The 25,699-nt window shown below is 55.8% G+C and carries 27 protein-coding genes and 1 tRNA gene; 20 read left to right on the top strand and 8 right to left on the bottom strand.

Annotated elements, in window-relative coordinates:
* Nucleotide 1: 1 nt before the first annotated feature.
* Nucleotides 2–1,018, bottom strand: a complete 1,017-nt coding sequence (gene tsaD, locus NMK_RS04615) for a tRNA (adenosine(37)-N6)-threonylcarbamoyltransferase complex transferase subunit TsaD (protein WP_109014591.1) — start codon at nucleotides 1,016–1,018, stop codon at nucleotides 2–4.
* An 86-nt stretch (nucleotides 1,019–1,104) separates the two neighbouring features.
* Here tsaD and rpsU point away from each other — a divergent pair, with 86 nt between their 5' ends.
* The 7 genes from rpsU to NMK_RS04580 all read left to right on the top strand — a co-directional run bounded on the left by rpsU (nucleotide 1,105) and on the right by NMK_RS04580 (nucleotide 8,632).
* Nucleotides 1,105–1,317, top strand: a complete 213-nt coding sequence (rpsU, locus tag NMK_RS04610; RefSeq protein WP_109014590.1) for a 30S ribosomal protein S21 — start codon at nucleotides 1,105–1,107, stop codon at nucleotides 1,315–1,317.
* Nucleotides 1,318–1,332: 15 nt separating this feature from the next.
* Entirely contained in the window at nucleotides 1,333–1,779 is a 447-nt protein-coding gene (locus NMK_RS04605; RefSeq protein WP_109014589.1) for a GatB/YqeY domain-containing protein, read from the top strand.
* 76 nt (nucleotides 1,780–1,855) lie between these two features.
* Nucleotides 1,856–3,601 carry a DNA primase gene (gene dnaG / locus NMK_RS04600; protein ID WP_109015060.1) on the top strand — a complete coding sequence of 582 codons (1,746 nt, stop codon included), beginning with the start codon at nucleotides 1,856–1,858 and terminating at the stop codon, nucleotides 3,599–3,601.
* Nucleotides 3,602–3,657: 56 nt separating this feature from the next.
* On the top strand, nucleotides 3,658–5,580 hold the full coding sequence (rpoD, locus tag NMK_RS04595; protein ID WP_109014588.1) for an RNA polymerase sigma factor RpoD: 1,923 nt from the start codon (nucleotides 3,658–3,660) through the stop codon (nucleotides 5,578–5,580).
* Between the two features lie 9 nt (nucleotides 5,581–5,589).
* Nucleotides 5,590–5,668, top strand: a tRNA-Ile gene (locus NMK_RS04590).
* A gap of 454 nt (nucleotides 5,669–6,122) precedes the next feature.
* A complete protein-coding gene (locus tag NMK_RS04585; RefSeq protein WP_109014587.1) occupies nucleotides 6,123–7,325 on the top strand; it encodes a porin in 1,203 nt (400 codons plus the stop codon).
* Nucleotides 7,326–7,402: 77 nt separating this feature from the next.
* Nucleotides 7,403–8,632 carry a tetratricopeptide repeat protein gene (locus NMK_RS04580; RefSeq protein ID WP_109014586.1) on the top strand — a complete coding sequence of 410 codons (1,230 nt, stop codon included), beginning with the start codon at nucleotides 7,403–7,405 and terminating at the stop codon, nucleotides 8,630–8,632.
* Nucleotide 8,633: 1 nt separating this feature from the next.
* On the opposite strand, the gene NMK_RS04575 is transcribed toward NMK_RS04580, so the two are convergent.
* From NMK_RS04575 to rsmI, 3 genes are read right to left on the bottom strand one after another with little or no spacing between them, the layout of a single operon-like run.
* The gene (locus tag NMK_RS04575) at nucleotides 8,634–8,876 is read right to left on the bottom strand and encodes a hypothetical protein (RefSeq protein WP_227871365.1); all 243 of its coding nucleotides are present in this window, start codon (nucleotides 8,874–8,876) and stop codon (nucleotides 8,634–8,636) included.
* Complete coding sequence (gene pyrC, locus NMK_RS04570) at nucleotides 8,876–9,910, bottom strand: dihydroorotase (protein WP_109014585.1); 1,035 nt, start codon at nucleotides 9,908–9,910, stop codon at nucleotides 8,876–8,878. The genes NMK_RS04575 and pyrC overlap by 1 nt, the downstream gene beginning before the upstream one ends.
* 2 nt (nucleotides 9,911–9,912) lie before the next feature.
* Nucleotides 9,913–10,758, bottom strand: a complete 846-nt coding sequence (rsmI, locus tag NMK_RS04565; RefSeq protein WP_109014584.1) for a 16S rRNA (cytidine(1402)-2'-O)-methyltransferase — start codon at nucleotides 10,756–10,758, stop codon at nucleotides 9,913–9,915.
* Here rsmI and NMK_RS04560 point away from each other — a divergent pair.
* The 4 genes from NMK_RS04560 to NMK_RS04545 are packed head-to-tail and all read left to right on the top strand — an operon-like array spanning nucleotide 10,750 to nucleotide 13,679.
* On the top strand, nucleotides 10,750–12,414 hold the full coding sequence (locus NMK_RS04560; protein WP_109014583.1) for a penicillin-binding protein activator: 1,665 nt from the start codon (nucleotides 10,750–10,752) through the stop codon (nucleotides 12,412–12,414). The genes rsmI and NMK_RS04560 overlap by 9 nt on opposite strands.
* On the top strand, nucleotides 12,411–12,758 hold the full coding sequence (locus tag NMK_RS04555) for a YraN family protein (RefSeq protein ID WP_109014582.1): 348 nt from the start codon (nucleotides 12,411–12,413) through the stop codon (nucleotides 12,756–12,758). The genes NMK_RS04560 and NMK_RS04555 overlap by 4 nt, the downstream gene beginning before the upstream one ends.
* 2 nt (nucleotides 12,759–12,760) lie before the next feature.
* A complete protein-coding gene (locus NMK_RS04550; RefSeq protein WP_109014581.1) occupies nucleotides 12,761–13,336 on the top strand; it encodes a BON domain-containing protein in 576 nt (191 codons plus the stop codon).
* A gap of 46 nt (nucleotides 13,337–13,382) precedes the next feature.
* Nucleotides 13,383–13,679 carry a DUF3579 domain-containing protein gene (locus NMK_RS04545; RefSeq protein ID WP_109014580.1) on the top strand — a complete coding sequence of 99 codons (297 nt, stop codon included), beginning with the start codon at nucleotides 13,383–13,385 and terminating at the stop codon, nucleotides 13,677–13,679.
* 11 nt (nucleotides 13,680–13,690) lie between these two features.
* Here NMK_RS04545 and NMK_RS04540 read toward each other — a convergent pair whose 3' ends face one another.
* Both NMK_RS04540 and NMK_RS04535 read right to left on the bottom strand, forming a co-directional pair.
* Nucleotides 13,691–14,146 carry a TlpA disulfide reductase family protein gene (locus tag NMK_RS04540; RefSeq protein WP_109014579.1) on the bottom strand — a complete coding sequence of 152 codons (456 nt, stop codon included), beginning with the start codon at nucleotides 14,144–14,146 and terminating at the stop codon, nucleotides 13,691–13,693.
* Nucleotides 14,146–14,709 carry a YqhA family protein gene (locus NMK_RS04535; protein WP_109014578.1) on the bottom strand — a complete coding sequence of 188 codons (564 nt, stop codon included), beginning with the start codon at nucleotides 14,707–14,709 and terminating at the stop codon, nucleotides 14,146–14,148. Before NMK_RS04535 ends, NMK_RS04540 begins: the two co-directional genes overlap by 1 nt.
* Before the next feature lie 243 nt (nucleotides 14,710–14,952).
* On the opposite strand from NMK_RS04535, the gene trxA reads away from it, so the two are divergent.
* The 6 genes from trxA to NMK_RS04505 all read left to right on the top strand — a co-directional run bounded on the left by trxA (nucleotide 14,953) and on the right by NMK_RS04505 (nucleotide 20,614).
* Entirely contained in the window at nucleotides 14,953–15,279 is a 327-nt protein-coding gene (gene trxA, locus NMK_RS04530) for a thioredoxin TrxA (protein ID WP_109014577.1), read from the top strand.
* 133 nt (nucleotides 15,280–15,412) lie between these two features.
* The gene (rho, locus tag NMK_RS04525) at nucleotides 15,413–16,672 is read left to right on the top strand and encodes a transcription termination factor Rho (RefSeq protein WP_109014576.1); all 1,260 of its coding nucleotides are present in this window, start codon (nucleotides 15,413–15,415) and stop codon (nucleotides 16,670–16,672) included.
* Between the two features lie 146 nt (nucleotides 16,673–16,818).
* Nucleotides 16,819–17,364, top strand: a complete 546-nt coding sequence (locus NMK_RS04520; protein ID WP_109014575.1) for an iron transporter — start codon at nucleotides 16,819–16,821, stop codon at nucleotides 17,362–17,364.
* Complete coding sequence (locus tag NMK_RS04515; protein WP_109014574.1) at nucleotides 17,364–18,869, top strand: carbohydrate porin; 1,506 nt, start codon at nucleotides 17,364–17,366, stop codon at nucleotides 18,867–18,869. Before NMK_RS04520 ends, NMK_RS04515 begins: the two co-directional genes overlap by 1 nt.
* Nucleotides 18,870–18,880: 11 nt before the next feature.
* Complete coding sequence (locus NMK_RS04510) at nucleotides 18,881–19,207, top strand: cupredoxin domain-containing protein (RefSeq protein ID WP_109015058.1); 327 nt, start codon at nucleotides 18,881–18,883, stop codon at nucleotides 19,205–19,207.
* 3 nt (nucleotides 19,208–19,210) lie between these two features.
* Nucleotides 19,211–20,614: a 4Fe-4S binding protein gene (locus tag NMK_RS04505; protein ID WP_109014573.1), complete on the top strand. Its 1,404-nt coding sequence runs from the start codon at nucleotides 19,211–19,213 to the stop codon at nucleotides 20,612–20,614.
* A gap of 30 nt (nucleotides 20,615–20,644) precedes the next feature.
* Here NMK_RS04505 and NMK_RS18410 read toward each other — a convergent pair whose 3' ends face one another.
* Nucleotides 20,645–20,809: a hypothetical protein gene (locus tag NMK_RS18410; protein ID WP_181376167.1), complete on the bottom strand. Its 165-nt coding sequence runs from the start codon at nucleotides 20,807–20,809 to the stop codon at nucleotides 20,645–20,647.
* Between the two features lie 161 nt (nucleotides 20,810–20,970).
* Here NMK_RS18410 and NMK_RS04500 point away from each other — a divergent pair, with 161 nt between their 5' ends.
* The 3 genes from NMK_RS04500 to NMK_RS04490 are packed head-to-tail and all read left to right on the top strand — an operon-like array spanning nucleotide 20,971 to nucleotide 23,904.
* Nucleotides 20,971–22,863, top strand: a complete 1,893-nt coding sequence (locus NMK_RS04500; RefSeq protein ID WP_109014572.1) for an ATP-binding cassette domain-containing protein — start codon at nucleotides 20,971–20,973, stop codon at nucleotides 22,861–22,863.
* Between the two features lie 40 nt (nucleotides 22,864–22,903).
* Complete coding sequence (locus NMK_RS04495) at nucleotides 22,904–23,380, top strand: hypothetical protein (RefSeq protein ID WP_109014571.1); 477 nt, start codon at nucleotides 22,904–22,906, stop codon at nucleotides 23,378–23,380.
* Entirely contained in the window at nucleotides 23,377–23,904 is a 528-nt protein-coding gene (locus NMK_RS04490) for a hemerythrin domain-containing protein (RefSeq protein WP_181376166.1), read from the top strand. Before NMK_RS04495 ends, NMK_RS04490 begins: the two co-directional genes overlap by 4 nt.
* 214 nt (nucleotides 23,905–24,118) lie before the next feature.
* Here NMK_RS04490 and NMK_RS04485 read toward each other — a convergent pair whose 3' ends face one another.
* Nucleotides 24,119–25,693, bottom strand: coding sequence for a peptide chain release factor 3 (locus NMK_RS04485; RefSeq protein WP_109014569.1), 1,575 nt, complete (start codon nucleotides 25,691–25,693; stop codon nucleotides 24,119–24,121).
* Nucleotides 25,694–25,699: the final 6 nt, after the last annotated feature.

The following is a 25,699-nucleotide window of genomic DNA, read 5'->3' as shown; positions in this document are numbered from 1 at the left end:
TTTACGGTGCCGTCAGTTCCGATAAATCCCACCGCGGTCGCACCGAGAAAGCATGGTTGCCGGGCTGGGCGTGCTTCAGGCGCATCGCGCCGGCAAAGGCAATCATCGCGCCGTTGTCGGTGCAGAATTCCAGGCGCGGATAAAACACTTCGTAGCCGCGGCGTTCTGCCGCTTGATTGAGTGCCGAGCGTAATTGCTTGTTGGCGCCGACGCCGCCTGAAACCACCAGTCTTTTCAGCTTGGTCTGCTTGAGTGCGTTCATGCACTTGGTAGCAAGCACATCCACCGCTGCCGCCTGGAAGGCGTTGGCGATATCGGCCTTGATTTGTTCCGTGAGCGGCTGGTGTTGCATGGCCAGCGTCAGCACGGCGGTTTTCAAGCCGCTGAAGCTGAAATTGAGGTCGCCGCTATTGATCATGGGGCGCGGCAGCTTGAAATGACCGGGCCGGCCTTGCTCGGCCAGCCTGGAAATCGCGGGCCCGCCGGGATAGGGTAGATCAAGCAGCTTTGCGGTCTTGTCGAAGGCTTCTCCTGCGGCGTCGTCGAGCGTATCGCCCAGGAGTTCGTAATCGCCGATGCCGCCTACTCGCATGATCTGAGTATGTCCGCCGGAAACCAGCAGCGCAACGAATGGAAAAGGCGGCGGATTTTCTTCGAGCAGCGGCGAGAGCAGATGGCCTTCGAGATGATGCACGCCAACCGTAGGAAGATTCAGCGCGAACGCCAGTGATTCGGCGATGCTGGTGCCCACCAGTAGCGCGCCCGCCAAGCCAGGACCTTGGGTGTAGGCGATTGCCTCGATATCGTCGAGCTTGGCGCCGGATTGCTTGAGCACCTGCTCGGTGAGCGGCAGGGCGCGCCGGATATGATCGCGCGAAGCCAGTTCAGGCACGACACCGCCGTATTCTGCATGCATCTTGATTTGCGAATGAAGCGCATGGCCGAGCAGGCCCTGCTCGCTGTGATAGAGGGCGATACCGGTCTCATCGCAGGAGGATTCAATACCCAGAACTAGCATGGAATGTAGAAAAGTGATTGATTCTTCAAAGAAGGCTGGCTAGAATACCAAGTTTTCCAGAATCCCATCAAGGAGAGTGATTTTCCATGTCCAGCGTACGAGTGAAAGAGAACGAGCCATTTGACGTGGCCCTGCGCCGCTTCAAGCGCATCATCGAGAAGACCGGTCTGTTGACCGAATTGCGTGCTCGCGAGTTCTACGAGAAGCCGACCTGGGAGCGTAAGCGCAAGTCCGCTGCTGCCGTGAAGCGTCATCATCGTCGTCTGCGCGGTCAAACTCTGCCTCCCAAGCTGTACTAATCCCCGCGTCTGCTGATGTCCTTAAAGGCGCAAATCACTGAAGATATGAAGTCGGCCATGCGCGCTAAAGATAGCGCGCGGTTGAATGCCATTCGTCTGCTTCAGGCTGCGATGAAGCAGCGCGAAGTGGACGAACGCATCGAGCTCGACGATACCCAGGTGATTGAGGTGATCGAAAAGATGCTCAAGCAGCGTCGCGATTCCATCAGTCAGTATGAAGCTGCCAATCGTCAGGATCTGGCGGATGCCGAGAAGTTCGAGGTGGGCGTGCTGTCCACCTATCTTCCCCTGCCCTTGAGCGACGAAGAGATTGCCTCTTTACTCGACGGCGTGATTGCCGAAACCGGTGCGGCTGGTGTCAAGGATATGGGCAAGGTCATGGCGGCGATCAAGCCCAAGATTGTCGGGCGGGCCGATGTGGCCAAGGTCTCAGGGTTGATTAAGGCGCGGCTTGCAGGTTAGAGGTTTCAGTCGTAGTTGAAGTGACCAAAAAGGAGCGATAAGCTCCTTTTTTATTTCCATTCGCCAGGTGCTAGGCTTGATTCCCAACCATTTTGTGCAGGAACTGCTAAATCGCGTCGACATTGTTGACGTAGTTGATACTGCGGTGCCGCTGAAAAAGGCTGGTGCGAATTACGTTGCCTGCTGCCCGTTCCATGGCGAAAAAACACCTTCGTTTACGGTGAGCCCTACCAAGCAGTTCTATCACTGTTTCGGTTGCGGAGCGCATGGGACTGCCATCGGCTTCGTGATGGAGTATCACGGCCTGGGTTTTGTCGAGGCGGTTGAGGATCTGGCAAAGCGCGCCGGGGTTGCGGTGCCGCGCGAGGCTGCTACCACGGCCAGGGCGCCCAGGGTGGCCCCGGATCTGTATGAGGTGATGAAGCAGGCTTCTCAATACTATCGGGGTGAGCTTAAGAAATCGCCCCGTGCGATTGAGTATTTGAAGGGGCGTGGGCTGTCGGGCGAGATTGCTGCGAAATTCCAGATCGGCTATGCGCCTCCCGGCTGGCAACCGTTGCGCGACGTGTTTCCGGAATATGAGTCGGAGGCGCTTTCGACCGTCGGGTTGACGATTCGCAATGATGAGGGGCGAGTTTACGACCGCTTCCGGGATCGTGTGATGTTCCCGATCCACGACCAGCGCGGTCAGATCATCGGTTTCGGCGGTCGCGTATTGGGTGGCGACGGGGATGGCCCCAAGTACTTGAATTCGCCCGAGACGCCGTTGTTTCAGAAGGGGCAGGAGCTTTACGGCTTGTTCCTCGCCCGCCCCGCAATTCGCGCTAGCGGCAAGGTGGTGGTGGTTGAAGGTTATATGGATGTGGTTGCCCTGTCGCAGCATGGTGTGGAATATGCCGTTGCGACCTTGGGGACTGCGACTACGCCTTTACACATCGCCAAGCTGACGCGGCAAACCGAGGATATCGTGTTCTGCTTCGACGGGGATGCGGCTGGTCGCAAGGCGGCTTGGCGTGCGGCCATGAATGCGCTGCCTGCCGTGACTGACGGTTTGAAATTGTCTTTCCTGTTCTTGCCGCCCGAGCATGATCCGGATAGTTATGTGCGCGAATTCGGTCGCGAAGGCTTTGAATCTGCGTTGAGCGAAGCGCTGCCCTTGTCCACCTATGTGGTGGAGGAACTTTCAGGGCGGCATGAGCTCGGTACTCCGGAGGGGCGGGTGCGGTTTTTGGAAGACGCCAAGCCTATTTTGCAGCAATTGCAGGCGCCCAAGTTCGGCCTGATGCTGCGCAAACGCGTAGCTGAGCTGGCGGGGGTGAGTCAGAGCGAAGTGGAGCAGTTGCTTAAGCTGGAAGCACCCAAGCCCATCGGTAAGGTGCTGGCGAGAGCGCCAAGAAAGGCACCGACACTCACGCGTAAATTGTTGCAGCTGCTTATGCTTAAGCCGCAACTAGCGCGTTCGCTGGAGAGTGAATGGGTGCCGAGCACGGCAGTGGAGCGAGATGCATTAGTGCACGTGATCGAATCGGTCCAGGCTGACCCCATGCTCAACAGTGCAGCGTTATTACAAGGGCTTCAGGGCATAGCTTCGCAGCAATTGCTGGGGGAGTTGGCCGGCGAGCTGCTGGCCTGGGACGAAGAAGAGACGTTCGACCTCGAAAACGAATTCGACGGCGCGGTGCGTCAATTGCGAGGCGCGACCGAGCAGCGAGAGTTTTTAGCTATCGTACAGCTTGCGCAGGAGCGCGGTTTGCAGGCTTTGTCGCCGGAGCAACGGGAGATTCTGCAACAATTCCGACGTCCTGCGACTCAAAAAGAATAATTGATTTTGTGGTATAATTTAAGGTTTCCTGCTTACATCCGGATTGGAATCGATATATGGCCAGCGATCAGCTCAACGACAAATCCAACGACAAATCCGAAGCGCAGTCTCACACTACTGACCTCGATGTCCGCCGCACGCGACTTAAGAACCTGATCGCGCTGGGCAAGGAGCGGGGCTACCTCACCTACGCTGAAATCAACGACCACCTGCCGGACGACGTGCAGGATCCGGAGCAGATCGACAGCATCATCGGCATGATCAGCGACATGGGTATCCAGGTCTATGAAGAGGCGCCGGATGCTGAAGCGTTGCTGATGTCGGATGCGCCTCCTGCCGTTACCGACGAAGATGCGGTGGAAGAAGCTGAGCAAGCACTTTCAACCGTCGATTCCGAGTTCGGCCGCACGACCGACCCGGTCCGTATGTACATGCGCGAAATGGGTACGGTGGACCTGTTGACTCGCGAGGGCGAAATCGAGATCGCCAAGCGTATTGAAGACGGCCTCAAGCACATGGTGCAAGCGATCGCCGCTTGCCCGAGCACCATTGCCGAAATGCTCGAGATCGTCGACAAGATCGAAAAGGATGAGCTCCGCGCCGACGATTTGGTCGATGGCGTGATCGATGCGAGCGAAGGGATGGAAGAAGCCCTGGCCGAGGGTGAGGGCGAAGAAGAGCCTGTCGAGGAGCTCGACGAAGAAGAGGATGACGACGAAGATGGCGCCAAGGCTGCAGCCGTTTCCGCCGAGGCACTTGCCAAGCTCAAGGAAGAAGTCCTGGCTCGTTTTGCCATCGTCCGCGACGCCTACGACAAGATGGTGAAAGTGTTGGAAAAGCACGGCTCCCAACACAAGGATTATCAGAAGTGCCAGGAAGTCATTCTTGAGCAAATGATGGCTTTCCGCTTCTCCGCCAAGCAGGTGGAAGCTTTGTGCGACAGCCTCCGCTCCACCGTAGAAAAGCTTCGTACCCATGAGCGCAACATCATGGAGTACTGCGTTGACCGCGCCGGTATGCAGCGTCAGCACTTTATCAAGGTGTTCCCCGGTAACGAGTGCAACCTTGAATGGCTGGATTCTGAAATCGCTGCCGGACGTCCTTGCAGCCCCAGGCTCGAGCGTTTCCGCCATGCCATCATCGACCAGCAGCAACAGCTGATCGACATGCAGGCCAAGGTCGGTATCCCGATCAAGGAAATCAAGGAAATCAACAAGCAGATGTCCACGGGCGAGGCTCGTGCACGTCGTGCTAAGCGCGAGATGATCGAGGCTAACTTGCGTCTCGTGATTTCCATCGCCAAGAAATACACCAACCGCGGCTTGCAGTTCCTCGACCTGATTCAGGAAGGTAACATCGGTCTGATGAAGGCGGTGGATAAGTTCGAATACCGTCGCGGCTACAAGTTCTCGACCTACGCGACCTGGTGGATTCGTCAGGCCATTACGCGTTCCATCGCCGACCAGGCTCGTACCATCCGTATTCCGGTGCACATGATCGAAACCATCAACAAGATGAATCGCATCAGTCGCCAGATTCTGCAGGAAACGGGGTTGGAGCCTGATCCGGCGACGCTCGCGGAAAAGATGGATATGCCCGAGGATAAGATTCGCAAGATCCTCAAGATTTCCAAGGAGCCCATCTCCATGGAAACACCGATCGGCGACGACGACGATTCACATCTCGGCGACTTTATCGAAGACCAGTCCACCATGGCCCCGGTTGATGCCGCTGTTTACGCCAACTTGCGCGAGGCAACCAAGGAAATCCTGGATTCCTTGACGCCGCGCGAAGCCAAGGTTTTGCGTATGCGTTTCGGTATCGAAATGAATACGGACCACACGCTGGAAGAAGTCGGCAAGCAGTTTGACGTAACCCGCGAACGTATTCGCCAAATCGAAGCTAAGGCCCTGCGGAAGCTGCGCCACCCGACACGTTCGGATAAACTGCGCAGCTTTATCGAAAATAACAACGAATAAACGATTGCCGGGCCTCTAGCTCATGCCTGGTTAGAGCAGCGGACTCATAATCCGTTGGTGCTCGGTTCGACTCCGAGGAGGCCCACCAAATAATAAAGGGGTTGGTTGATGCCAACCCCTTTATTATTTCTATCTGACAACGCGAGAACTTCGGAATGAGTAATGTTGCATTGATTGTTACAAATGAATGAGCTGTGGAAATAATTCATTTACATGCAGATGCTTTAATAAAGCCAAATCAGCTTTAGCTCACTCCATTAGCGTTGTAGCTGATCTCTCCTTTCTTCCTCGGCGGATTTCCCAATCCGCCATTTTTTTGCCTGTCGCCAATTTGTTGCGAAAATGCAACACAAGATTTTCTAATCCTGATTAATTCGTTCAAATTCCTTGCGCCGCGGTTTGTCACTTTGGCATGATAGACCCAACTTCTCGCAAGGGGAGTTCGCGAACTCTCCCAGGCTCATATAAAAAGAGTCGGGGGTAAGCAGTAACGGGGTTCGAGGAAAGCTCCTCGAAACTTTGAAACTACATCAGGAGGTTTTATGAACAAGAATCTGAGCATGGCAGTTGCCGGCGCCGTTCTGGCGATGGGCGCTTCCGCAGCTAACGCTGGTATCACCATTCCGGCTGGCGATTGGACCATTGACATCGGTGGTAACGTCAACGCTTACTACACCCACACCAAGTACAGTGGCGATCTGAAGAGCGACACCAAGGGTGCTTTCGGTAACAAGTCTGCGAATCAAATCTCTACCGGCCTGCTGCCTTCCGCAGTTGGCATTGGTGGTAAGACCCGTCAAAACGATCTGGACATTGCTTTCCAGTTCACGTTCTTCACTGGCTCTGATTCCGGTACTGGTACCGCTTTCGGCAGCAACAGCCTGAACATTCGTCAAGCTTACATGACCTTCGGCGACAAGAGCTGGGGTACCATCAAGATGGGTCGTGACCTCGGTATCTTCGGTTCCGACGCAATTCTGTCCGACATGACGCTGCTGGGTGTTGGTGCTGGTGCTGGTAACAACGGTTCCTCCACCTTGGGTCGTATCGGTTCCGGTTATCAGTACGCTGACTGGAAGGGTCAAATCTCCTACGCATCCCCCAACTGGAACGGCTTCTCGTTCAATGCTGGTTTGATGGAAGGTTATGACAACGCCATTGATTCTACCCAACACAACCTCGGTTACGAAGGTAAGGTTGGTTACGAATGGGCTGGCGATTTCGCTGGTAAGGTTTGGGCTGGTGCTCTGTACAACAAGCACGAAGGTAACGCAACTGTTCGCGGTTACAAGACCGAAGGCTGGGAAATCGGCGGTAAGGTTGATGTTGCTGGCTTCGGCTTGGTTGGCTATTACTACGACGGCCAAGGTCTGTCTGGTGCTAGCTCCACCCGTTTGGCTGGTTACCCTGGTGGTCTGAACGGTGGTGTTAACTTCCTCGGCGTCAGCGAGACCGACGACAAGGGCGGTTACGTTCAAGCCACCTACACCATTCCTAACGTTGGTACCAAGTTGGGCGTGAGCTGGGGCGAAAGCAAGTCTAGCGCAGACGTTGGCATTGGCGATTTCAAGAACAAGTCTTGGATCGTTGGCGCTTACCATCCGCTCACCAAGAGCCTGAACCTTGTTGCTGAATACACGCACAACAAGATCGAAGGCACCAATGCTGACAACGCTACGGCTGCTCAGCAAGCCATGGATGGCAAGGCTAAGACCCTGTCTCTGGGCGCAATCCTGTTCTTCTAAGATTTTCTTAGCAAGAGCTTGAAAGCTAAAACGGCACCTTCGGGTGCCGTTTTTATTTAGTCGATCGAAACAAAAATATGGCCAGTAAAATTGGACGTAATGATCCTTGTCCGTGTGGTAGTGGCAAGAAACATAAGCATTGTTGCCAACTTCAGTCCAAGCAAGCTGAAGTTAGTGGAAACGAGCCTTCTATCCCGTCATTGCTACAGAAGGGAATGCAGTATTTGAATGCCGGTTTTATTGCAGAGGCGGAAACGACGTTTCACCGAGTGTTACAGCAAAGTCCCAAGCACCCTATGGCGCAGCATATTCTGGGCTCAATTGCATTGAAAAGTGGGGATTTCGCGCTAGCGGCCGAGTATTTTACCCGAGCGGTGAAGTTGCAGCCCGATAACTACGAGGCGCATTGCAATTTAGGATTGGCTCTGCATGAGCAGGGATTGCTGGACCAGGCAATTGTGCAATACCAAACTGCTATAAAGCTTAAGCCGAATTATTCCGATGCATTATATAACCTCCATGCTGGAGAGATTCGTTCTGAAAAGCTAGAACCCGCAATTGAATGCTTGGAAAAAGTATTAGCTATCAATGCCAACGATAACGATGCCAAATTTACCCTCGGCGCACTGAAGAACTATCAAGACGCTAAGCAAGGTCGAGACTTGATGACCGAAGCAGCTAGTAAGGGGGGGCGGGTTTTTAAGTCAAGGTTAGACGCCTGGGATTACTTGAAAGCTGCTACGGGGACATTACCTCCTATCACGGGAAGCAATATTGAGACCTTCCGACTGTGTATTGAGGCAGCCAAGGTTAATGGACTCATATTGGAATTTGGTGTTAGACATGGGAATACCATTCGTCAAATTGCCAAATTAGTAAATCAGCAGGTCCATGGTTTCGATAGTTTTGAGGGATTGCCTGAGGTTTGGCATCACGAGCCCAAGGGGAGCTATACGACCAAAGGCGTAATCCCGCAAGTGCCAGCGAATGTGGAGCTGCATGTCGGCTGGTTTGAGGATACGCTGTCAAAGTTCCTTGAAACGCACCCCGGTCCGGTGAGATTTGTGAACGTGGATTGCGATATCTACAGTTCGACAAAAACAGTACTGGATGCACTAGCGCCCAGAATTGTCCCGGGGACGGTGCTCGTGTTTGACGAATATATCGGCAATGAACATTGGCGCGAGGATGAGTTCAAGGCGTTTCAGGAGGCGGTTCAAAACTACGGGTGGAAGTATGAATATATTTGCTTTAGCTTGTTTACCAAGCAAGTGGCAGTGATTATTAAGTCGACCGCCATTCACTAGGTTATTTGCAGCTGATATCCATCGTCCGCCCTTGGGTGATCAGGTTTTCTTCCTGATTAGCTATATCGTAGCCCTTAGCGCAAAGATGTCTTGCCTCTTCATGGCACTTGTTCCAATGGGCGAAACCGCTACAAGAAACGGAAATCCACTCTCTATTTTCTTTGCTCGGAGTTAAACCGCAACCACTCAATATCATGACCACAAGGCTGATTATTAGATATTTCATTATATTAGTCATGATCATCAAATGAATTTCCAAGGAATAGTGGTAGCTGCACGCATAGGAATCAGGGCCTCATCGCCGAACGGTAATTCTTCTTCTACCTGCCAAGGGTCTTTTGCCAAGGTGATTTTTTCTTCATTACGCGGCAACCCGTAAAAATCCGCCCCATAAAAGCTAGCAAATCCTTCGAGCTTATCCAGAGCGCCAGCCTGTTCGAATGCTTCAGCATAAAGCTCAATCGCAGCATGCGCCGTGTACATTCCTGCGCATCCACAAGCAGATTCTTTTGCTGATTTTGGGTGGGGAGCGCTATCTGTGCCCAAGAAAAACTTAGGGCTGCCTGAGGTAGCGGCATTTACCAAGGCTTGACGATGGGATTCGCGCTTGAGAACCGGCAGGCAGTAATGGTGTGGGCGAATGCCGCCGGCGAACATCGCATTGCGGTTCATCAACAGGTGATGCGCAGTGATTGTGGCGCCGATGTTTGCTGGGGCGCTAGATACGAAATCAGCGGCATCCTTGGTTGTAATGTGCTCGAACACTATTTTGAGTCCAGGGAAGCGCTGCGTCAGTGGGATCATGTGTCGTTCGATAAACACTGCTTCTCGGTCGAAGACGTCGACATCGGGGTCAGTAACTTCGGCGTGTACCAGCAATGGCATACCCAGTTTTTCCATTTCAGCCAAAGTGGCATGGCATTTGGCAATATCGCTAACGCCGGAGTCTGAATTAGTGGTGGCACCAGCGGGGTATAACTTGACGCCATGAACGATGCCGCTTGCTTTCGCCTTCGCGATTTCCTCGGGACGCGTGTTGTCGGTGAGGTAAAGCGTCATCAGCGGTTCGAAAGTCATCCCCTGGGCCAATGCAGCCAAAATGCGCTGGCGGTAGGTGACGGCTTGCTCGACGGTGGTGACAGGTGGACGCAGATTGGGCATGACAATTGCCCGTGCAAAGCGTTTTGCCGTATCAGGCAGTACGTCGCGCATCGCGTCGCCGTCGCGCAGATGCAGATGCCAGTCGTCCGGTCGAGTAATGGTGATGGTTTGCGTCATGATTAATTCGATTTCAATGTAAGTGCGAGTTCGTAAAGGGCGTTTTTCTTGGCGCCGGTAATGTCTGCGGCTAATTTTACCGCTTGTTTGAGGGGGAGTTCTGCAAGCAGGAGTTCCAGGGTGCGTTGGGTATCTGGTTCGATAGCCTGTTCTTCAGCGATGGGTACCGCCTCTACGATGACGACAAACTCTCCCCGTTGATTGTTGCTGTCAGACTCAAGCCAGGCTAGGGCTTCGCCCAGTAGGCAGCGATGTATAGTTTCGAAGGTTTTGGTGAGTTCACGCCCGAACGTAATTTGCCGGTCAGCTCCGAAAACACCTAGCATGTCTACCGTGCTTTCCACGATACGGTGCGGCGCCTCGTAAAAGATTAAACTATAAGGGTGGTTGCGGAGCGATTCGAGTGCCTGTCGACGTTGGGAAGACTTGGTCGGCAAAAAACCGTAGAAAAGGAAGTGGGGCGATAGATTGCCTGCCGCGGAAAGCGCAGTAATAGCAGCGCTGGCGCCCGGAATGGGCATCACCCGATAACCTGCAGCGCGAACGATGTCGACAGCAACGGCACCGGGGTCCGAAACGGCAGGAGTGCCGGCGTCGGAAACCAGCGCCACAGACAACCCTTCCGCAAGCAGTGCCAGGATTTTTTCCCCGGCGGCGCGTTCGTTATGCTCATGCACGGCCATCAGCCGCGTTTTGATACCGAAATGATTGAGTAGTTGGGACGTATGACGCGTATCTTCTGCCGCGATAACGTCAGCACTTTTTAATGTCTCCAGCGCTCTTAATGTGATGTCCTGCAAATTTCCAATCGGTGTGGCGACCACATATAATGTACCGCTATGGTTCAACGTCTTTTAACCTCTCTTATCACGGCTTTGTTTGCGCTTTCCTGTGGTGTTGCGACAGCGGCGGAAGCGGTAAAAAGCACTCCTCCGACCAACGGGATAAAACCCTCTAAAACGGCTGAAGTCCGCTATCTGGACGGCCTAGATTGCCTCAAGGCCAAGGATATCGGCTGTGCCAGCGTGACATTGGCAGGGATTGGTCCTGCTTCACCCTATGCCAAATTACTGCAAGCACAAATCGCCGCACAAAACGGCGCATACGATACACCGCTTCGGCTATTGATCCCTTTGCAGGCCGAAACGGGGCTTATTCCCCAAGCGTCTGCAAGTCTACACGCAACCCTCGCGCTCGCCTACGAAGCTCAGGACAACCTGTTGAATGCAGTGGAGCAGCGTGTTGCAGCCGAACCGTTCCTTGAGCAAAGGCCCGATATTGAAGCAAATCAGGCCAGCATCTGGAAGCTGTTATCTTCTCAGCCTCGTGATGCCTTGATTGAGTTGCGCGGTGAAAGTGGTGACTCTGTCGTCCAAGGTTGGATTGACCTTGCCCTGGCCGTGCAGGGGAGCGAACGCAAGGCGTCAAGCGTCGCCCAGTGGCGCAACAGCTATCCAGATCATCCGGCCGGGGAGTCGCTACTGAACAAGATCGTAGCCGCACAGACTGGTGTTAAAGAAATGGCTAACGGGACCGGATTTACTGGAAATATTGCGTTACTGCTGCCACTGGAGTCTCCTGATTACGCTGCTGCTGCGCGTGCGGTGCAAGCTGGCGTCATGGCCGCTTTCAAGGCTGAAGGCGGACGGGGTGCAGTTCAAGCGTACGATAGCGGCGGTCCGGAAGGTGTGGCTCAGGCTTACCAGCAGGCGGTTGCCAATGGCGCACAATTCGTCATCGGCCCGCTTACTCGGGATGAAGTGGTCACCCTATCGAATCAAAATCTTACGGTTCCTGTGTTGGCGCTGAATCAACCGGACACTAACCTCAAAGCCCAAGCCAATCTCTTGTTGTTCGGCTTACCGGTAGATGCAGAATCTCGGCAAATCGCTCATCTAGCGCGGAATAGCGGAATGCAAACGGCTTTGGTCGTGGCCGCAGATAATCCCTTGGGGCAACGCATGGCCAAGGCCTTCGTGGAAGAGTGGCGAAATTTAGGCGCCAAAGTCACTGCGCAGCTCACTATTCCCGCACAGGATGCCTTGCCGGCCCTTAAGTCAGAAGCCGCGATGCATCCTGCAGACATGATTTTCCTGGCGGCGGGCGCGGATCAAGCCAGGATTGCACGGCCCTACCTGGACTTGGCAACCCCGACTTATGCAACGTCCCATATCTACGACGGCGCTAGCAAGAGCGTACAAAACGTCGATCTGGTCGCCATCCATTTTGTCGATCTGCCGTGGCTAGTTGATCCAGAAAACCCGGCCTTATCGCTTTTCCGTAGCAACGAATTGCTCCCCAATGCCGAGATGCAGCGGCTCTATGCGATGGGGCTGGATGCGTATCGGCTGGTTCCTCTCATCGAAGCGCATCCGGCGCCTGGCAAAAAGATTCTGGACGGCGCGACGGGTAATATTTCGGTCACGGAAAGCGGGGCGTTAGTGCGTGAACTACCCATAGCGCAGTTCCGTAACGAGGGTGTGGCGCTCGAAAACATGCCATGAGCAAGCCGGGACCAGAAGCGGAAAAGCTCGCTGTAGAATTTCTGCAACGGAACGGATTGATACTGGTTGAGTCCAATTTCCGCAGTCGCTTCGGGGAAATAGATCTGATATTGAAGGATGGTGCCTCGCTGGTATTCGCCGAAGTGCGCTTGCGCTCCAGTCAGCATTTCGGTGGTGCCGCCGCCAGCATTACCTCGGCAAAACAGGCCAAGATAATCCGGACGGCCCAACATTATCTCCAGCAGACACGCAGCAACCGTCCCTGTCGCTTTGACGCCGTGCTACTGGATAGTCTCGATGCACATCGCATCGAATGGATACGTAACGCTTTTGAAGGAGAATAAGGATGCGTTTGATACTTGCGCTGATTGCAGCTGCCATGCTCGCTGGGAATCTTGCCGGATGTGTACCTGTTGTTGCGGGAGGTGCGGCTGCAGGCGGACTGATGGCGGCCGACCGTCGTACTTCCGGCGCCTACATCGATGACCAGGCGATTGAGCTGAAGGCCAGCAAACAGCTCAACGATACGCTGGATACGCGTGTCCACGCCGATGTCACGAGCTATAACCGTAATGTGTTGCTGACCGGCGAGGCCTACGACGAACCTGCCAAGCAAAAGGCCGAAAGCGTCGTTAAAGGGATCGAGAACGTGCGCAGCGTGACCAACGAGATGATTATCGGGCCGCAGAGCTCAATGTCCTCCCGTAGCAATGATGCGTATATCACCTCCAAGGTGAAGGCCCGTATGGTGAGCGAGAATAAATTCCCTGCAAATTACGTTAAGGTCATCACCGAGAACGGTGTGGTCTACTTGATGGGGATGGTGACGCGTCAAGAAGCCGATGATGCCGTTGAAATTGCCCGCAATACCGAGGGCGTGGACAAGGTGGTGAAAGTGTTCGAATACGTCGTGGTGGAATGAGCCTGAGCTATAATTGCGCCATTCCTAATTGCTTTGAGCATATCCCATGAGTACCCAAGAAATCATCATCGAGGGCCTGACCAAGGCCGGTAAACCGTTTCGTCCCAGCGACTGGGTGGACCGTATGTGCAGCACGTACGCCACCTTCGGCGAGGATCGCAAGTTGCGCTACTCGCCTTATCTCAAGCCCCGTGTCATCAATGGCGTGAGGTGCCTGGTCGTCGATACCAAGCTCAAGGATGTGAATCCGGAAGGCTATGCCCAACTGCGTCAGTTCGCTGACGAGAACCAGCTGGGCATCAAGGATATGGAAGGGGCTGCCCTGGAATCCCTGCCGGCATAGACCGGTAGGCTTTACCTGGTTTTTTCAGAGATCAGCTTTTCGACGAGCTTCCGCGTCAGCAACCCGCGATGCAGCTTTATCAGCTTGCCTTGCGGGTTGAAGATGAAGGTCGTGGGTAACACGTCCATCGTGCCGAATTGATTGGTGACGCTGTCGTCCCCTAGAACGATGGGATAAGACATGAGATTGTCGTCGGCAAACTTGGCAATCTCTTTCTTGTCCTTGTAATCCATTGCGACTCCGATCACTACGACATCCTTGCGCTTGTCGTTCAGCATGATGAGGTCCGGAATTTCTTCCAGGCAGGGCGGGCACCAGGTCGCCCAGAAGTTCACCAGCACCCATTTGCCTTTGTAATCCGCTAGGGTATGCGTTTTGCTGTTCAGGTCTTTAAGGCTGAAGCTTTCTGCTGCTGCCGGCAGGGCCAGCAGGCATAGCATTAGCAAGATAAACGCTCGCCGCAGCATTAGTGTTTTTCCTCGGGCTCAGTGTCGCTGTGCTCGGTGCTGCTTTCTCCCTTGTGCATCAGGAACAAGGCGAGGCCGACCAGCGCGATGCTGCCGCCGAAGTTGAGCAGATCGATCGGGCCTTCCATCTTCATCTTCAGCGCGTGCTCAAACAGCGTCACGATGAGAATCATCACGATCACCTTGGCCAGGCGAGCTTTCAAGTCATCCAGGTTGCGGATGACCAACACCTTGCTCGATTTTTCGCTGTGCTGGGCGGCATCAATATCGCTAATGAACAATTCATACATGCCCAGCGAGAACATCAGCATGACGGTTGCAAGGAGGTAGCCGTCCACGACCTCGACGATATGAGAAATGGTTTCGTCATGGATCGCCTTGCGCGCGAGGGTTTCAAGGGCAGGATCTGCATAATGGATGACGTGGCCAACAAGATAATAGACATCCACGGTCGCCATGTAGAAGACCGCGAAGCCGGCGGCCAGGCTGGCAACGACTGCAAGAAGTACGACAAAACGGCTGTTCCAAAGAAAGCTTTCGAAAAAATTCTCGAGAAATTTCACGCGCTGGTTCCTATAAAAAGATCGCCTAAATATACCATCGGGCGAGTCGCGGAGGGTTGTTTCACGACTCTCTGAACTCCTGTTAGCGCTAACTCTCTAATTACAAACGAGTTGCTTGAGCGCTGAAAAAGACCGTTACAAGGCCGTTACATTGAACTTCACGAACTGCTTTTTTTTGGTTACGATAGTGCAATACGGTCTCAACACCCTCTAATTTTCCGAATTCTTACCACGAGGTTCTCCATGAGCGAACACATTACCCATTTGAACGATGCATCCTTTCAGCAGGACGTACTTGAATCCACGACGCCGGTACTGGTTGATTACTGGGCTGAGTGGTGCGGTCCCTGCAAGATGATCGCTCCGATTCTCGATGAGATCGCCAAGGAATACTCAGGTCGCCTCAAGGTTGCCAAGTTGAACATCGATGAAAACCAGGCAACTCCGCCGAAATACGGCATTCGCGGTATCCCGACCCTGATGCTGTTCAAGAACGGCAACGTAGAAGCTACGAAGGTAGGCGCACTGTCCAAATCGCAACTCACTGCTTTTATTGACAGCAATATCTGAAACACGTACTCTTAAGGCTGATTCCCGGGATTCATTGCAACACTTCTGAATAGCACCGGGAATCGGCTCTAAAACCGCTTCTCTTCTTCTTTCCCCGCTCCGCCTAATACCTCTTAGACAGGTTGTACTTCGTATGCACTTATCCGAACTGAAACAAACTCCGGTGACCGAACTCGTCGAAATGGCAATTGCCAATGAGATCGAAGGCGCTAACCGCATGCGTAAGCAGGATCTCATTTTCGCGCTGCTAAAGAACAAGGGCCGCAAGGGGGAAACGATTTCAGGCGATGGCACGCTCGAAGTGCTCCCAGACGGTTTTGGCTTCCTGCGCTCGCCGGATAGCTCCTACCTCGCGGGACCTGACGATATTTACGTGTCGCCCTCGCAAATTCGTCGTTTCAATTTGCATACCGGCGATACGATTACCGGCGAAATCAGGACACCGAAGGAAGGCGAGCGCTATTTTGCCCTGGTGAAAGTCGATACCGTCAACGGCGAGTCACCGGAGAGCACCAAGCATAAGATTCTGTTCGAAAACCTGACGCCGCTGTTCCCCACTGAAGCCCTCAAGCTGGAACGCGACATCAAGAGCGACGAGAACATTACTGGTCGTGTCATCGACATGATCGCGCCTATCGGCAAGGGCCAGCGCGGTCTGCTTGTCGCCAGCCCCAAATCCGGCAAGACCGTGATGCTGCAACATATTGCACACGCCATCACGTCCAACCATCCCGAAGTCCTGCTGATCGTCCTGCTCATCGACGAACGTCCTGAAGAAGTGACGGAAATGACCCGTACCGTGCGCGGTGAAGTCGTGGCTTCTACCTTCGACGAGCCTGCGACGCGTCACGTACAGGTGGCTGAAATGGTGCTGGAAAAGGCCAAACGCCTGGTCGAGCACAAGAAGGACGTCGTCATTCTGCTCGACTCGATTACTCGTCTTGCCCGCGCTTACAACACTGTGGTTCCGGCATCCGGTAAGGTGTTGACCGGCGGTGTGGACGCTAATGCCTTGCAACGTCCTAAGCGTTTCTTCGGTGCAGCACGTAACATTGAGGAGGGCGGTTCGCTGACCATTATCGCCACGGCACTTGTCGATACCGGCAGCCGTATGGACGATGTGATCTACGAAGAATTCAAGGGCACCGGCAATATGGAAATCCACCTCGACCGCCGCATGGCCGAGAAGCGCCTGTATCCTGCCATCAACGTCAATCGCTCCGGCACCCGCCGCGAGGAAATGCTCATCGAGAAAGACGTCCTGCAAAAAATCTGGGTGCTGCGCAAATTGCTCTACCCCATGGACGATCTCGAAGCGATGGAGTTTCTGCTGGACAAGATCAAATCCACCAAGAATAACGGCGAATTCTTCGACGCCATGCGCCGCGGATAACGTTCTGCTTGTTAGTAATCTCATCAAAGGCCGCGCAAGCGGCCTTTTTGTTTTTACACCTATTTACATCAATCTCGGAAGCTCATTCTTGACCCATTAAATGAGAATAATTATCATTGGCGAAAACTAACCTAAAGGAGTCGTCAATGAAACGTTCGATTTTGTGTGGATTACTGGGCGCAGGTATGGGCTTAGGGGCGATCTCGGCCCAGGCAGTGGAATATCCCATCGGTACGCCGCAGCAGCGCAACGGTATGGAAATCGCCGCGGTGTATCTGCAACCGGTGTTGATGGAGCCGGACGGCATGATGGCCAAGCCCGAGGAGTCCGATGTCCACATGGAAGCCGATATCCATGCTCTCGCCAATAATCCCAACGGCTTCGAGGACGGGGCCTGGGTTCCGTATCTTGAGATCAAGTACGAAATCACCAAGCTGCCGGAAGGCAAGGTCATCAAGGGCGATTTCATGCCCATGGTGGCCAACGACGGTCCGCACTACGGCGACAACATCAAGCTCATGGGGCCGGGCAAATACAAGGTCAAGTACACCATCGCACCGCCCACGGCCAACCCGCATTCTCATTTCGGTCGACATACGGATCGACTCACCGGCGTACGTCCCTGGTTCAAGCCGTTCGACGTGGAATATGAATTCACCTTCGCCGGCATCGGCAAGAAGGGCGGCTATTGATGATGCGAAAGCCAGCCACCATTGCGGCTCTGCTAGCGATGACGGCCTCGCCCTCCTATGCTGAAGATCCCTCGATGCAGGATTTGCTGAAGGAAATGAAGCAACTCTCCGGTCGCCTGCAAGTACTGGAAGAAGACAATGCCAAGCTGCGTAAGCAGTTGGAAAATCAGCCCTCCGCACCGATCCTGGCCGAGCGAGTCAAAGTGCTGGAAGAGCATAACGCCCAATTGGAAGCCTCGCTCGAAAACGACAGCATTAGCGAAAACGAGCCGGAGCTGGCCTCTCGCCTAAAAGCTGTCGAGGCCCAGGCCCTGGGCATGCAGAAATCCGCCAAAGTGGTGGAAGCGCTGGAGGGGGTAAAGGCCGATGCCAGCTTTACCTCAGTGTGGCAAAAGCCGAGCGGTTTGGAAAACAACAAGTCCCGCGTCAATTATCGCGCTGATGTCACCGTGAGCCTGCCGGCAGGAGAAATGGGGGATATCACCAGCACGATCTTCGGCCATTTCCGCATCGGCCAAGGCAAGGGCGCGTCGGAAAACATGACGGCGTTCAGCGGTCCCAATGCAACATCGTTCCAGTTGGGTTCCGCCCTTACGCCCGATACCAGCGCAGTGATGCTGGCCGAGGCTTGGTACCAGGCCGAGATTCCGCTGCCGCTGGGCGGATTCAAGCCACAGTCGAAACAAATGCTGACCATCAATTTTGGCAAGATGGACCCCTTTGCGTTCTTCGACCAGAACAGCGCCGGCAACGACGAGACGCGTCAGTTCCTCTCCAGCATGTTCGTGCACAACGCCTTGCTGGATAACCCGCTCGCCGCCAACGTCGGTGCCGACGGTTATGGATTCACGCCGGGCGCTCGGGTGGCTTGGCGCAACAATGCGGCAAAGCCGGAAAGTTATGAGCTCTCAATCGGCGTGTTCGGTTCCGGCCCGGGCGCAGCGTTCGACGGCTCTTTCACCAAGCCGTTCATCATCGGGCAAGCCGAAGCCACGACTCGTCTCCTGGGTGATGTTGGCCATTACCGTTTGCTGGCCTGGACCAATGGTCAAGCGCCGACCTATGTGGCGGATGAGTTGGAGCGCCATGAAGGCATGGGGATCAACTTCGACCAGAAGGTCGGCGATTACACCACGATATTCGGTCGTTACGGCAAGGGCTGGGGTCGTCATCTGCCGTTCGACCAGACCGTCAGCCTGGGTGCTGAATTCGGTGGCAGCTACTGGAATCGTGCCGGCGATGCCATCGGTATTGCCTTAGGCGCCAACCGCGTCAGCAGCGATTTCCACCGGGAAGCGCTGACCTTGGATGCTAACAGCGACGGCAGTGCCGATTACGGCTTCAAGGCAAGCGGGATCGAAAAAACGATGGAAGCCTATTACCGCTATCGCATCAATCATCAGTTCGAGATCACGCCGGATATCCAGTGGATCAGCAATCCTGCCGGAAACACTGCGGCAAACAATGTGACGGTATTGGGCATGCGCGCCCAGATCAACTATTAATGGGGAAAAGCATGCGCTGGATCGTTCTGCTAATGATGGGCCTGGCCTTTAACGGTCAGGCCAACGCTGAAGGCATGCTGGAATACAAGCTCACCATCAAGGGCGGCCACTTTTTTCCGGAAACCGTCGAAGTGCCTGCGGGGGTGAAATTTAAGCTGCTCATCACCAACCAGGGGCCGGGACCAGAGGAGTTCGAAAGCTATGAACTCAAGAAGGAATCGGTAATGGGCGAGGGGGTGACCAGACCCATGGTGTTCGCACCTTTAAAGCCGGGCACCTATCCTTTCTTCGGAGAATTTCATCCCGAGACGGCCAAAGGCCGCATCATCGCTAAGTAGGCTATGCAAAGACTGATACAACCGCTCACGCCGTTCCATACGCCTGACCCAACTAGGCTTGCCTGGTTGGGTGAGCTTTTACGGCGACACCGAACCACCATCATCGCTCTGCAATGGATCGTCGTCCTGGCCTATATCGGATTGGTGACGGTGCCAGCCTTGCTGCCGCTGCCTCCCGCCGATGGACGCATGCTGCACAACCTAACCCTGTTCGCGCAATTCGTGTTCTGGGGCATCTGGTGGCCATTCGTGATCCTGTCGATGATGTTGATGGGGCGCGTCTGGTGCGGGGTGTTGTGCCCCGAGGGCGCCTTGAGCGAGTTCGCCTCGAAATTCGGCTTAGGGAAACCAATCCCCAGGTGGATGAAATGGGGTGGATGGCCCTTCGTGGCGTTTATCTTGACCACTGTTTACGGGCAGTTGGTGAGCGTATACGAATACGCCGTAGCAGCGCTGCTGGTACTGGGCGGCTCGACGCTGGCCGCCATCGGCATCGGCCTGGTCTACGGCAAGAACAAGCGCGTCTGGTGTCGCCACTTGTGTCCGGTCAACGGCGTGTTCGGACTGCTTTCACGACTGGCACCGGTGCATTTTCGCGTCGATCAGGAGACATGGAAGGCTTCGACAACGCCTCCGCAAGCCATTCATTGCGCACCGATGGTGCATATCAAGTCCATGAAAGGTGCGTCCGATTGCCACATGTGCGGACAATGTGCGGGGCACAAAGGGGCCATCGCACTCACCTTGCGCAATCCGGGATCTGAAGTGGTGGACATGCATACCAACGAGGCCAAACCCTGGGAAGCGGCACTGCTGGTATTCGGCATGATCGGTACCGCCATCGGCGCCTTCCAGTGGTCCGGCTCTCCCTGGTTCGTCGCCGCCAAGCAGGCGGCTGCGGAATGGTTGGTGGCCAAGGAATGGTGGTGGGCGCTCGATACCAATGCACCGTGGTGGTTGCTGACCCATTATCCGGAAGCTTCCGACACCTTCACCTGGCTCGACGGCGCTATGATCCTGACCTATATCGCCGCCACGGCCATCATTGTGGGCAGTTGGGTCTGGGCCTGGCTCAAGGTTGCCGCAGTCATATTGGGCGGAAAGCCGCACGTCACCCCGTCCCGATTGGCCTACAGCCTCATCCCGATGGGCGGTTTCGGCGTATTCCTGGGGTTGTCTGCATTGACCGTCACCATGCTGAAAGCCGAAGGTCTCATGTTCCCCTGGCTGGGGACGGCAAGGGCGCTGGTACTGGCGTTTGCAGCAGCATGGAGCCTGCATCTCGCTTATGGGGTCATCAGTCGGCAGAACAGGACGCTCGCAGCACGCTATTGTTCGCTAGCGGCTGTCGCAATGGCTATAGGCGGGATCATCGTCCCGTGGGTATTGCTGTTTTACATCTGGTAAACCATCAGTAGCGAAGCGGCGTGGCTGTCGTCATTGCGACCGCTTGTCCGCATGGTCGATACTGTTCTCATCAAGCGGCTGCATGGCGCAGACCACGTGGCCGTCATGCAGCTCCGCAAAGGCTTGCGCCTCTTCCCGCGTTGCCGCTTGAATGTAGAACACTGTGTCTTCGTCGTAGCATAGCCATTTGTACATCGCGAACTCCTTATGGTCTTGTAGTCATCTCATCCAAGCAGGTTCCATACCATTGCCTGGGCTGTCATGGCTGGGATGATGGCAAAACTTTGTGACAGCCATGCGTTCCTGGATGCCTTGCCGGCCTTTATACTGGCGGCTTTTCATCCGTATTCCCCGCTGTGATCCAATTTCGCAATCTCACCCTCGCCCGCGGCGCAAAACCCTTGATCGAAGGGGCCTCGCTGCAAATCCACCCGGGACAGAAAGTCGCGCTGACCGGCGCCAATGGTGCAGGAAAATCCAGTCTGTTCGCCCTGTTGCGGGGAGAACTCCACCAGGAAGCTGGCGATCTGGACATTCCCCCAGTCTGGGTGGTTGCCCACGTTGCCCAGGAAACGCCCGCCTTACCCGATCAGGCGCTCGATTTCGTGCTGGATGGCGACGCCGAACTGCGCAGCATCGAGCGCGCCATCAAGGAAGCCGAGGCGAGCCACGATGGTGCACATCTGGGCGAACTCCATGCCCGGCTGGGCGATATCGGCGGCTATGCCGCTCCGGCGAGAGCCGCGGAATTACTACATGGACTGGGCTTCTCCGACAGCGATTTCACCCGCCCGGTGAGCGATTTCTCCGGCGGCTGGCGCGTGCGCCTCAACCTGGCACGAGCGCTCATGTGCCGCTCGGACTTGCTGTTGCTGGACGAGCCCACCAACCACCTCGATCTGGACGCCGTCATCTGGCTGGAAAGCTGGCTCAAGGAATATCGCGGCACGTTGGTGTTGATCTCGCACGACCGCGATTTCATCGACGCCGTGGTCGATCAGGTCGCCCACATCGAAAACCAGAAGCTCACACTGTACAAAGGCGGCTATTCCGATTTCGAACGCCAGCGCTCCGAACGCCTGGCGCAGCAGCAGTCCCTTTACGAGCGCCAACAGCGCGAGATGGCGCACTTGCACAGCTACATCGACCGTTTCCGTGCCAAGGCCACCAAGGCACGGCAGGCGCAGAGCCGTATCAAGGCGTTGGAGCGTATGGAGCTGATTTCCGCGGCTCACGTCGATTCGCCGTTCAGCTTCCATTTCCGCGATATGGCGGCAGCGCCCGATCCGCTATTGGTGTTGGATGAAGCGCAGGTCGGCTACGCTGGCCAAGCCCTGCTGCGCGATATTGCACTGACCTTGCGTCCCGGCGAGCGGCTGGGGTTGCTCGGCCGCAACGGCGCGGGTAAATCCACCCTGATCAAGCTGCTGGCCGGCGAACTACCGGTGATGTCCGGCAAACGGGTCGAGGGTAAGGATCTCAACATCGGTTATTTCGCCCAGCATCAGCTTGAACAGCTGCGACCGGAGGAATCACCTCTACAGCACATGATGCGGCTCGACCCCAAGACGCGCGAGCAAGAGTTGCGCGATCACCTGGGCGGCTTCGATTTCCGCGGCGACATGGCCACCACACCGTGCGGCCCGTTCTCGGGCGGCGAGAAATCGCGGCTCGCACTGGCACTGCTAATCTGGCAACGGCCCAATTTATTGTTGCTGGACGAGCCCACCAACCACCTCGACCTGGAAATGCGCCATGCGCTTACCATGGCCTTGCAGGAATACGACGGCGGCGTGGTGCTGGTGTCGCACGACCGTGCCTTGCTGCGCGCCACTTGCGACCGTTTTTTGCTGGTGGCCGACGGCAAGGCCGCGCCCTTCGACGGCGATCTCGACGATTACAAACAGTGGCTGGCTGAACAGCGCACCGCCGAAAAACCGGCTCCGAGCGCAGACAAGGCAGCGCTCAAGGCGGAGCGCGCCCAAGCCCAGGCCGACCGCCAGGCACGCTTGGCGCAGCGCCGTACGTTGACCAAGGAAGCCGAGCAGCTTGAGAAAAAACTCGCCGCCTGGCAAACCGAGAAGACCGAGCTGGATGAACGCCTGGGCGATCCGGAACTCTATACCCAAGGCGAGTCCACGCAATTGCAAACCCTGCTGAAGCGCCAGGCCGAGCTGAGCGGCTGGATTGACGAGGCCGAGATGCGCTGGCTGGAAGTGCACGAGGCGCTGGAAGCCATCCCGGCCTAACCAGGGCGAATTCAAGAACAGGCGAATCAAGAAAGAGACCGTGGAAACCTTCATCATCGCTCGCGTGCTGCATGTACTCGGTGTCGTGCTGTGGATCGGCGGCGTGGGCATGGTGACGATGGTGCTGCTGCCCGCCGTCAAGGCGTTCCGCAGCGAAGCAGAGCGCGTGGAGTTTTTCGAAGCGGTGGAAAGCCGTTTTGCCCGCCAGGCGCGAATCTACACCCTGATCACCGGGCTTTCCGGCTTTTACATGCTCTACGTGTTGAACGCCTGGGACCGTTACCTGGACGCCCAGTTCTGGTGGGTGCACGCCATGACGGCCACCTGGGCGATCTTTACTTTGATGCTGTTCGTGCTGGAACCGCTGGTATTGCACCGCAAACTGGCCCAATCTGCTCGAACCGCCCCACGCAAGACGCTGACCGCGATTATCGTGATGCATTGGCTATTGCTGACGATGAGCCTAGTCACCGTAGCAGGCGCGGTTGCCGGTAGCCACGGATGGAGCTTTCAATGAACCCTTTCAACACGCCAGCCCCCGATTTCCAGCATCCGCTGCAACTGCTCAGCGCCTGCCACGGCCGCATTACCGGCTTCAACGATTTGCTGCTGCGCCTGCCGGCGCATATCGCCGAGCACGGCACCGATGCCGACGCGCAACAAGCGGCTACGCGCATCCTCAAGTATTTCGACACCGCCGGCCAACATCACCACGAGGACGAGGAACGCAGCCTGTTCCCTGTTCTGCGCGACATTGCCGCCCAAGAAGGAAACCAGGAGATTCTAGGATTGTTGGAACTGCTGGTGACCCAACATCAGGAAATGAACCAGGCGTGGCAGGAGCTGCGGCTTTATCTGTTGACGCTGTCCCAAGGCGGAGAGGTCGATCCGGCGGCCATGCCGGTGGAGCGTTTTGTCGGGCTATACCACGAGCATATGCCGCTGGAAGACAAGGTGCTGCTGCCCTATGCCAGCCGGGTGTTGAACCCAGCGCAGCTCGACGCATTGGGGAATGCCATGGCCGAGCGGCGCGGCGTTTAGAAGCTGTTTAAAAATGGCTGCGGAGCATTGTCTGCGGCGTTGCCCGGTGTTGGCTCCGGCCGACGCTACGCGTCTTAACATCGCTTTGCGAGTTAGCCTACGCCGCAACTGCGTTGTCACTTCCTCGCCGTACTAAATGTACTGTCTCGGTCGTTGCGCTCCGTGCGCTTTGCATCCAACCCTCCTCGCTCATTTTTAATTCAGCTTCGGGGCGTCAGCTGATTTCCCGTGTTTCCAGGAACTGGATATCCGGGTAGCGCTCTTGCGCCATCGCCAAGTTGACGCGGTTGGGCGCCAGGTAGACGTAATCTTCCGCGCCGTCCAGCGCCACGTTGTAGCCGTACTTGTCCGCAATGGACTTGAGATCGGCGTCTGAACCGCGCAGCCAGCGTGCGGTAGAGCAATCGAAGGATTCAAAGGCAACGTCCACGCCGTATTCGAATTCCAGCCGGTGCGCCACCACGTCGAATTGCAGCGTACCTACCGCACCCAGAATCAAATCGTTGGAAGCCAGGGGGCGGAACAACTGCGAGGCGCCTTCCTCGGCCAACTGCTGCAAGCCTTTTTGCAATTGCTTCATCTTGAGCGGGTTCTTCAATCGTGCACGGCGGAAGTGTTCCGGTGCGAAGGACGGGATGCCCGTGAACTTCAAATCCTCGCCTTCGGTGAAGGTGTCGCCCAGCTTGATCGTACCGTGATTGGGAATGCCGATGATGTCGCCAGCATAGGCTTCGTCGGTAGTGTTGCGGTCCTGCGCCATAAAGGTGATGGCATTGTTGACGGCAATCTGCTTGTCCACGGCCACGTGCTTCAGCTTCATGCCGCGCTCGAACTTGCCTGAGCAAACCCGCACGAACGCGATGCGGTCGCGGTGCTTGGGGTCCATGTTGGCCTGAATCTTGAACACGAAGCCTGTGAACTTGGGTTCGTCCGGCGTGACCTCGCGGGTCACGGTTTTGCGCGATAGCGGCGTCGGCGACAAATCCACCACGGCGTCGAGCAGCGATTGCACGCCGAAATTGTTGACGGCCGAGCCGAAGAACACCGGTGTCTGCTTGCCGGAGAGATAGGCTTCCTTGTCGAAGGTGTGCGAAGCGCCGCGCACCAGTTCGATATCCATGCGCAGTTCCGCCGCCTGATGGCCGATCAGCTCGTCCAGACGCGGATTGTCGATCCCCTGGATCATTTCCGACGTGCCCTTTTCTGCGTGCGGGTCGAAGAAGGCAATGGTGTCGTTGACGAGGTGATACACCCCGCGGAAAGTCTTGCCCATGCCGATCGGCCACGTCACCGGCGCGCACTGCATGCCGAGTACGGATTCGATTTCGTCCAGCAAGTCGATCGGGGCTTTGCCTTCTCTATCCAGCTTGTTGACGAACGTGACGATAGGCGTGTCGCGCATGCGGCAGACGTTGAGCAGCTTGATGGTCTGGGCTTCCACGCCGTTGACCGAGTCGATCACCATCACCGCCGAGTCCACGGCGGTCAGTGTGCGATAGGTATCTTCCGAGAAGTCGTCGTGGCCCGGGGTATCGAGCAGGTTGATGATGCAGTCGCGGTAGGGAAACTGCATCACCGACGACGTGACCGAAATCCCGCGCTGCTTTTCCAGCTCCATCCAGTCCGAGGTCGCATGCTTGCCGGCCTTGCGGGCTCGCACCGCCCCCGCCATCTGGATCGCGCCGCCGAACCACAGCAGTTTTTCGGTCAGCGTGGTTTTACCGGCGTCGGGGTGGGAGATGATGGCGAACGTGCGTCGCCGCTGGATTTCGTCGTGGAGGGTGCTCAAGATGGT

The organism is Novimethylophilus kurashikiensis (assembly GCF_003112435.1).
Lineage (GTDB): Bacteria > Pseudomonadota > Gammaproteobacteria > Burkholderiales > Methylophilaceae > Novimethylophilus > Novimethylophilus kurashikiensis.
The sequence above is the reverse complement of the archived record's forward strand: the minus strand, read 5'-3'. Positions and strand labels throughout refer to the sequence as shown.

What these genes read in the sequence shown, in the direction of transcription:
- tsaD (WP_109014591.1), bottom strand. Translation starts at nt 1,018, where the DNA reads ATGCTAGTTCTGGGTATTGAATCCTCCTGCGATGAGACCGGTATCGCC.
- rpsU (WP_109014590.1), top strand. Translation starts at nt 1,105, where the DNA reads ATGTCCAGCGTACGAGTGAAAGAGAACGAGCCATTTGACGTGGCCCTG.
- NMK_RS04605 (WP_109014589.1), top strand. Translation starts at nt 1,333, where the DNA reads ATGTCCTTAAAGGCGCAAATCACTGAAGATATGAAGTCGGCCATGCGC.
- rpoD (WP_109014588.1), top strand. Translation starts at nt 3,658, where the DNA reads ATGGCCAGCGATCAGCTCAACGACAAATCCAACGACAAATCCGAAGCG.
- NMK_RS04585 (WP_109014587.1), top strand. Translation starts at nt 6,123, where the DNA reads ATGAACAAGAATCTGAGCATGGCAGTTGCCGGCGCCGTTCTGGCGATG.
- NMK_RS04580 (WP_109014586.1), top strand. Translation starts at nt 7,403, where the DNA reads ATGGCCAGTAAAATTGGACGTAATGATCCTTGTCCGTGTGGTAGTGGC.
- NMK_RS04575 (WP_227871365.1), bottom strand. Translation starts at nt 8,876, where the DNA reads ATGATCATGACTAATATAATGAAATATCTAATAATCAGCCTTGTGGTC.
- pyrC (WP_109014585.1), bottom strand. Translation starts at nt 9,910, where the DNA reads ATGACGCAAACCATCACCATTACTCGACCGGACGACTGGCATCTGCAT.
- NMK_RS04560 (WP_109014583.1), top strand. Translation starts at nt 10,750, where the DNA reads ATGGTTCAACGTCTTTTAACCTCTCTTATCACGGCTTTGTTTGCGCTT.
- NMK_RS04555 (WP_109014582.1), top strand. Translation starts at nt 12,411, where the DNA reads ATGAGCAAGCCGGGACCAGAAGCGGAAAAGCTCGCTGTAGAATTTCTG.
- NMK_RS04550 (WP_109014581.1), top strand. Translation starts at nt 12,761, where the DNA reads ATGCGTTTGATACTTGCGCTGATTGCAGCTGCCATGCTCGCTGGGAAT.
- NMK_RS04545 (WP_109014580.1), top strand. Translation starts at nt 13,383, where the DNA reads ATGAGTACCCAAGAAATCATCATCGAGGGCCTGACCAAGGCCGGTAAA.
- NMK_RS04540 (WP_109014579.1), bottom strand. Translation starts at nt 14,146, where the DNA reads ATGCTGCGGCGAGCGTTTATCTTGCTAATGCTATGCCTGCTGGCCCTG.
- trxA (WP_109014577.1), top strand. Translation starts at nt 14,953, where the DNA reads ATGAGCGAACACATTACCCATTTGAACGATGCATCCTTTCAGCAGGAC.
- rho (WP_109014576.1), top strand. Translation starts at nt 15,413, where the DNA reads ATGCACTTATCCGAACTGAAACAAACTCCGGTGACCGAACTCGTCGAA.
- NMK_RS04520 (WP_109014575.1), top strand. Translation starts at nt 16,819, where the DNA reads ATGAAACGTTCGATTTTGTGTGGATTACTGGGCGCAGGTATGGGCTTA.
- NMK_RS04515 (WP_109014574.1), top strand. Translation starts at nt 17,364, where the DNA reads ATGATGCGAAAGCCAGCCACCATTGCGGCTCTGCTAGCGATGACGGCC.
- NMK_RS04510 (WP_109015058.1), top strand. Translation starts at nt 18,881, where the DNA reads ATGCGCTGGATCGTTCTGCTAATGATGGGCCTGGCCTTTAACGGTCAG.
- NMK_RS04505 (WP_109014573.1), top strand. Translation starts at nt 19,211, where the DNA reads ATGCAAAGACTGATACAACCGCTCACGCCGTTCCATACGCCTGACCCA.
- NMK_RS18410 (WP_181376167.1), bottom strand. Translation starts at nt 20,809, where the DNA reads ATGTACAAATGGCTATGCTACGACGAAGACACAGTGTTCTACATTCAA.
- NMK_RS04490 (WP_181376166.1), top strand. Translation starts at nt 23,377, where the DNA reads ATGAACCCTTTCAACACGCCAGCCCCCGATTTCCAGCATCCGCTGCAA.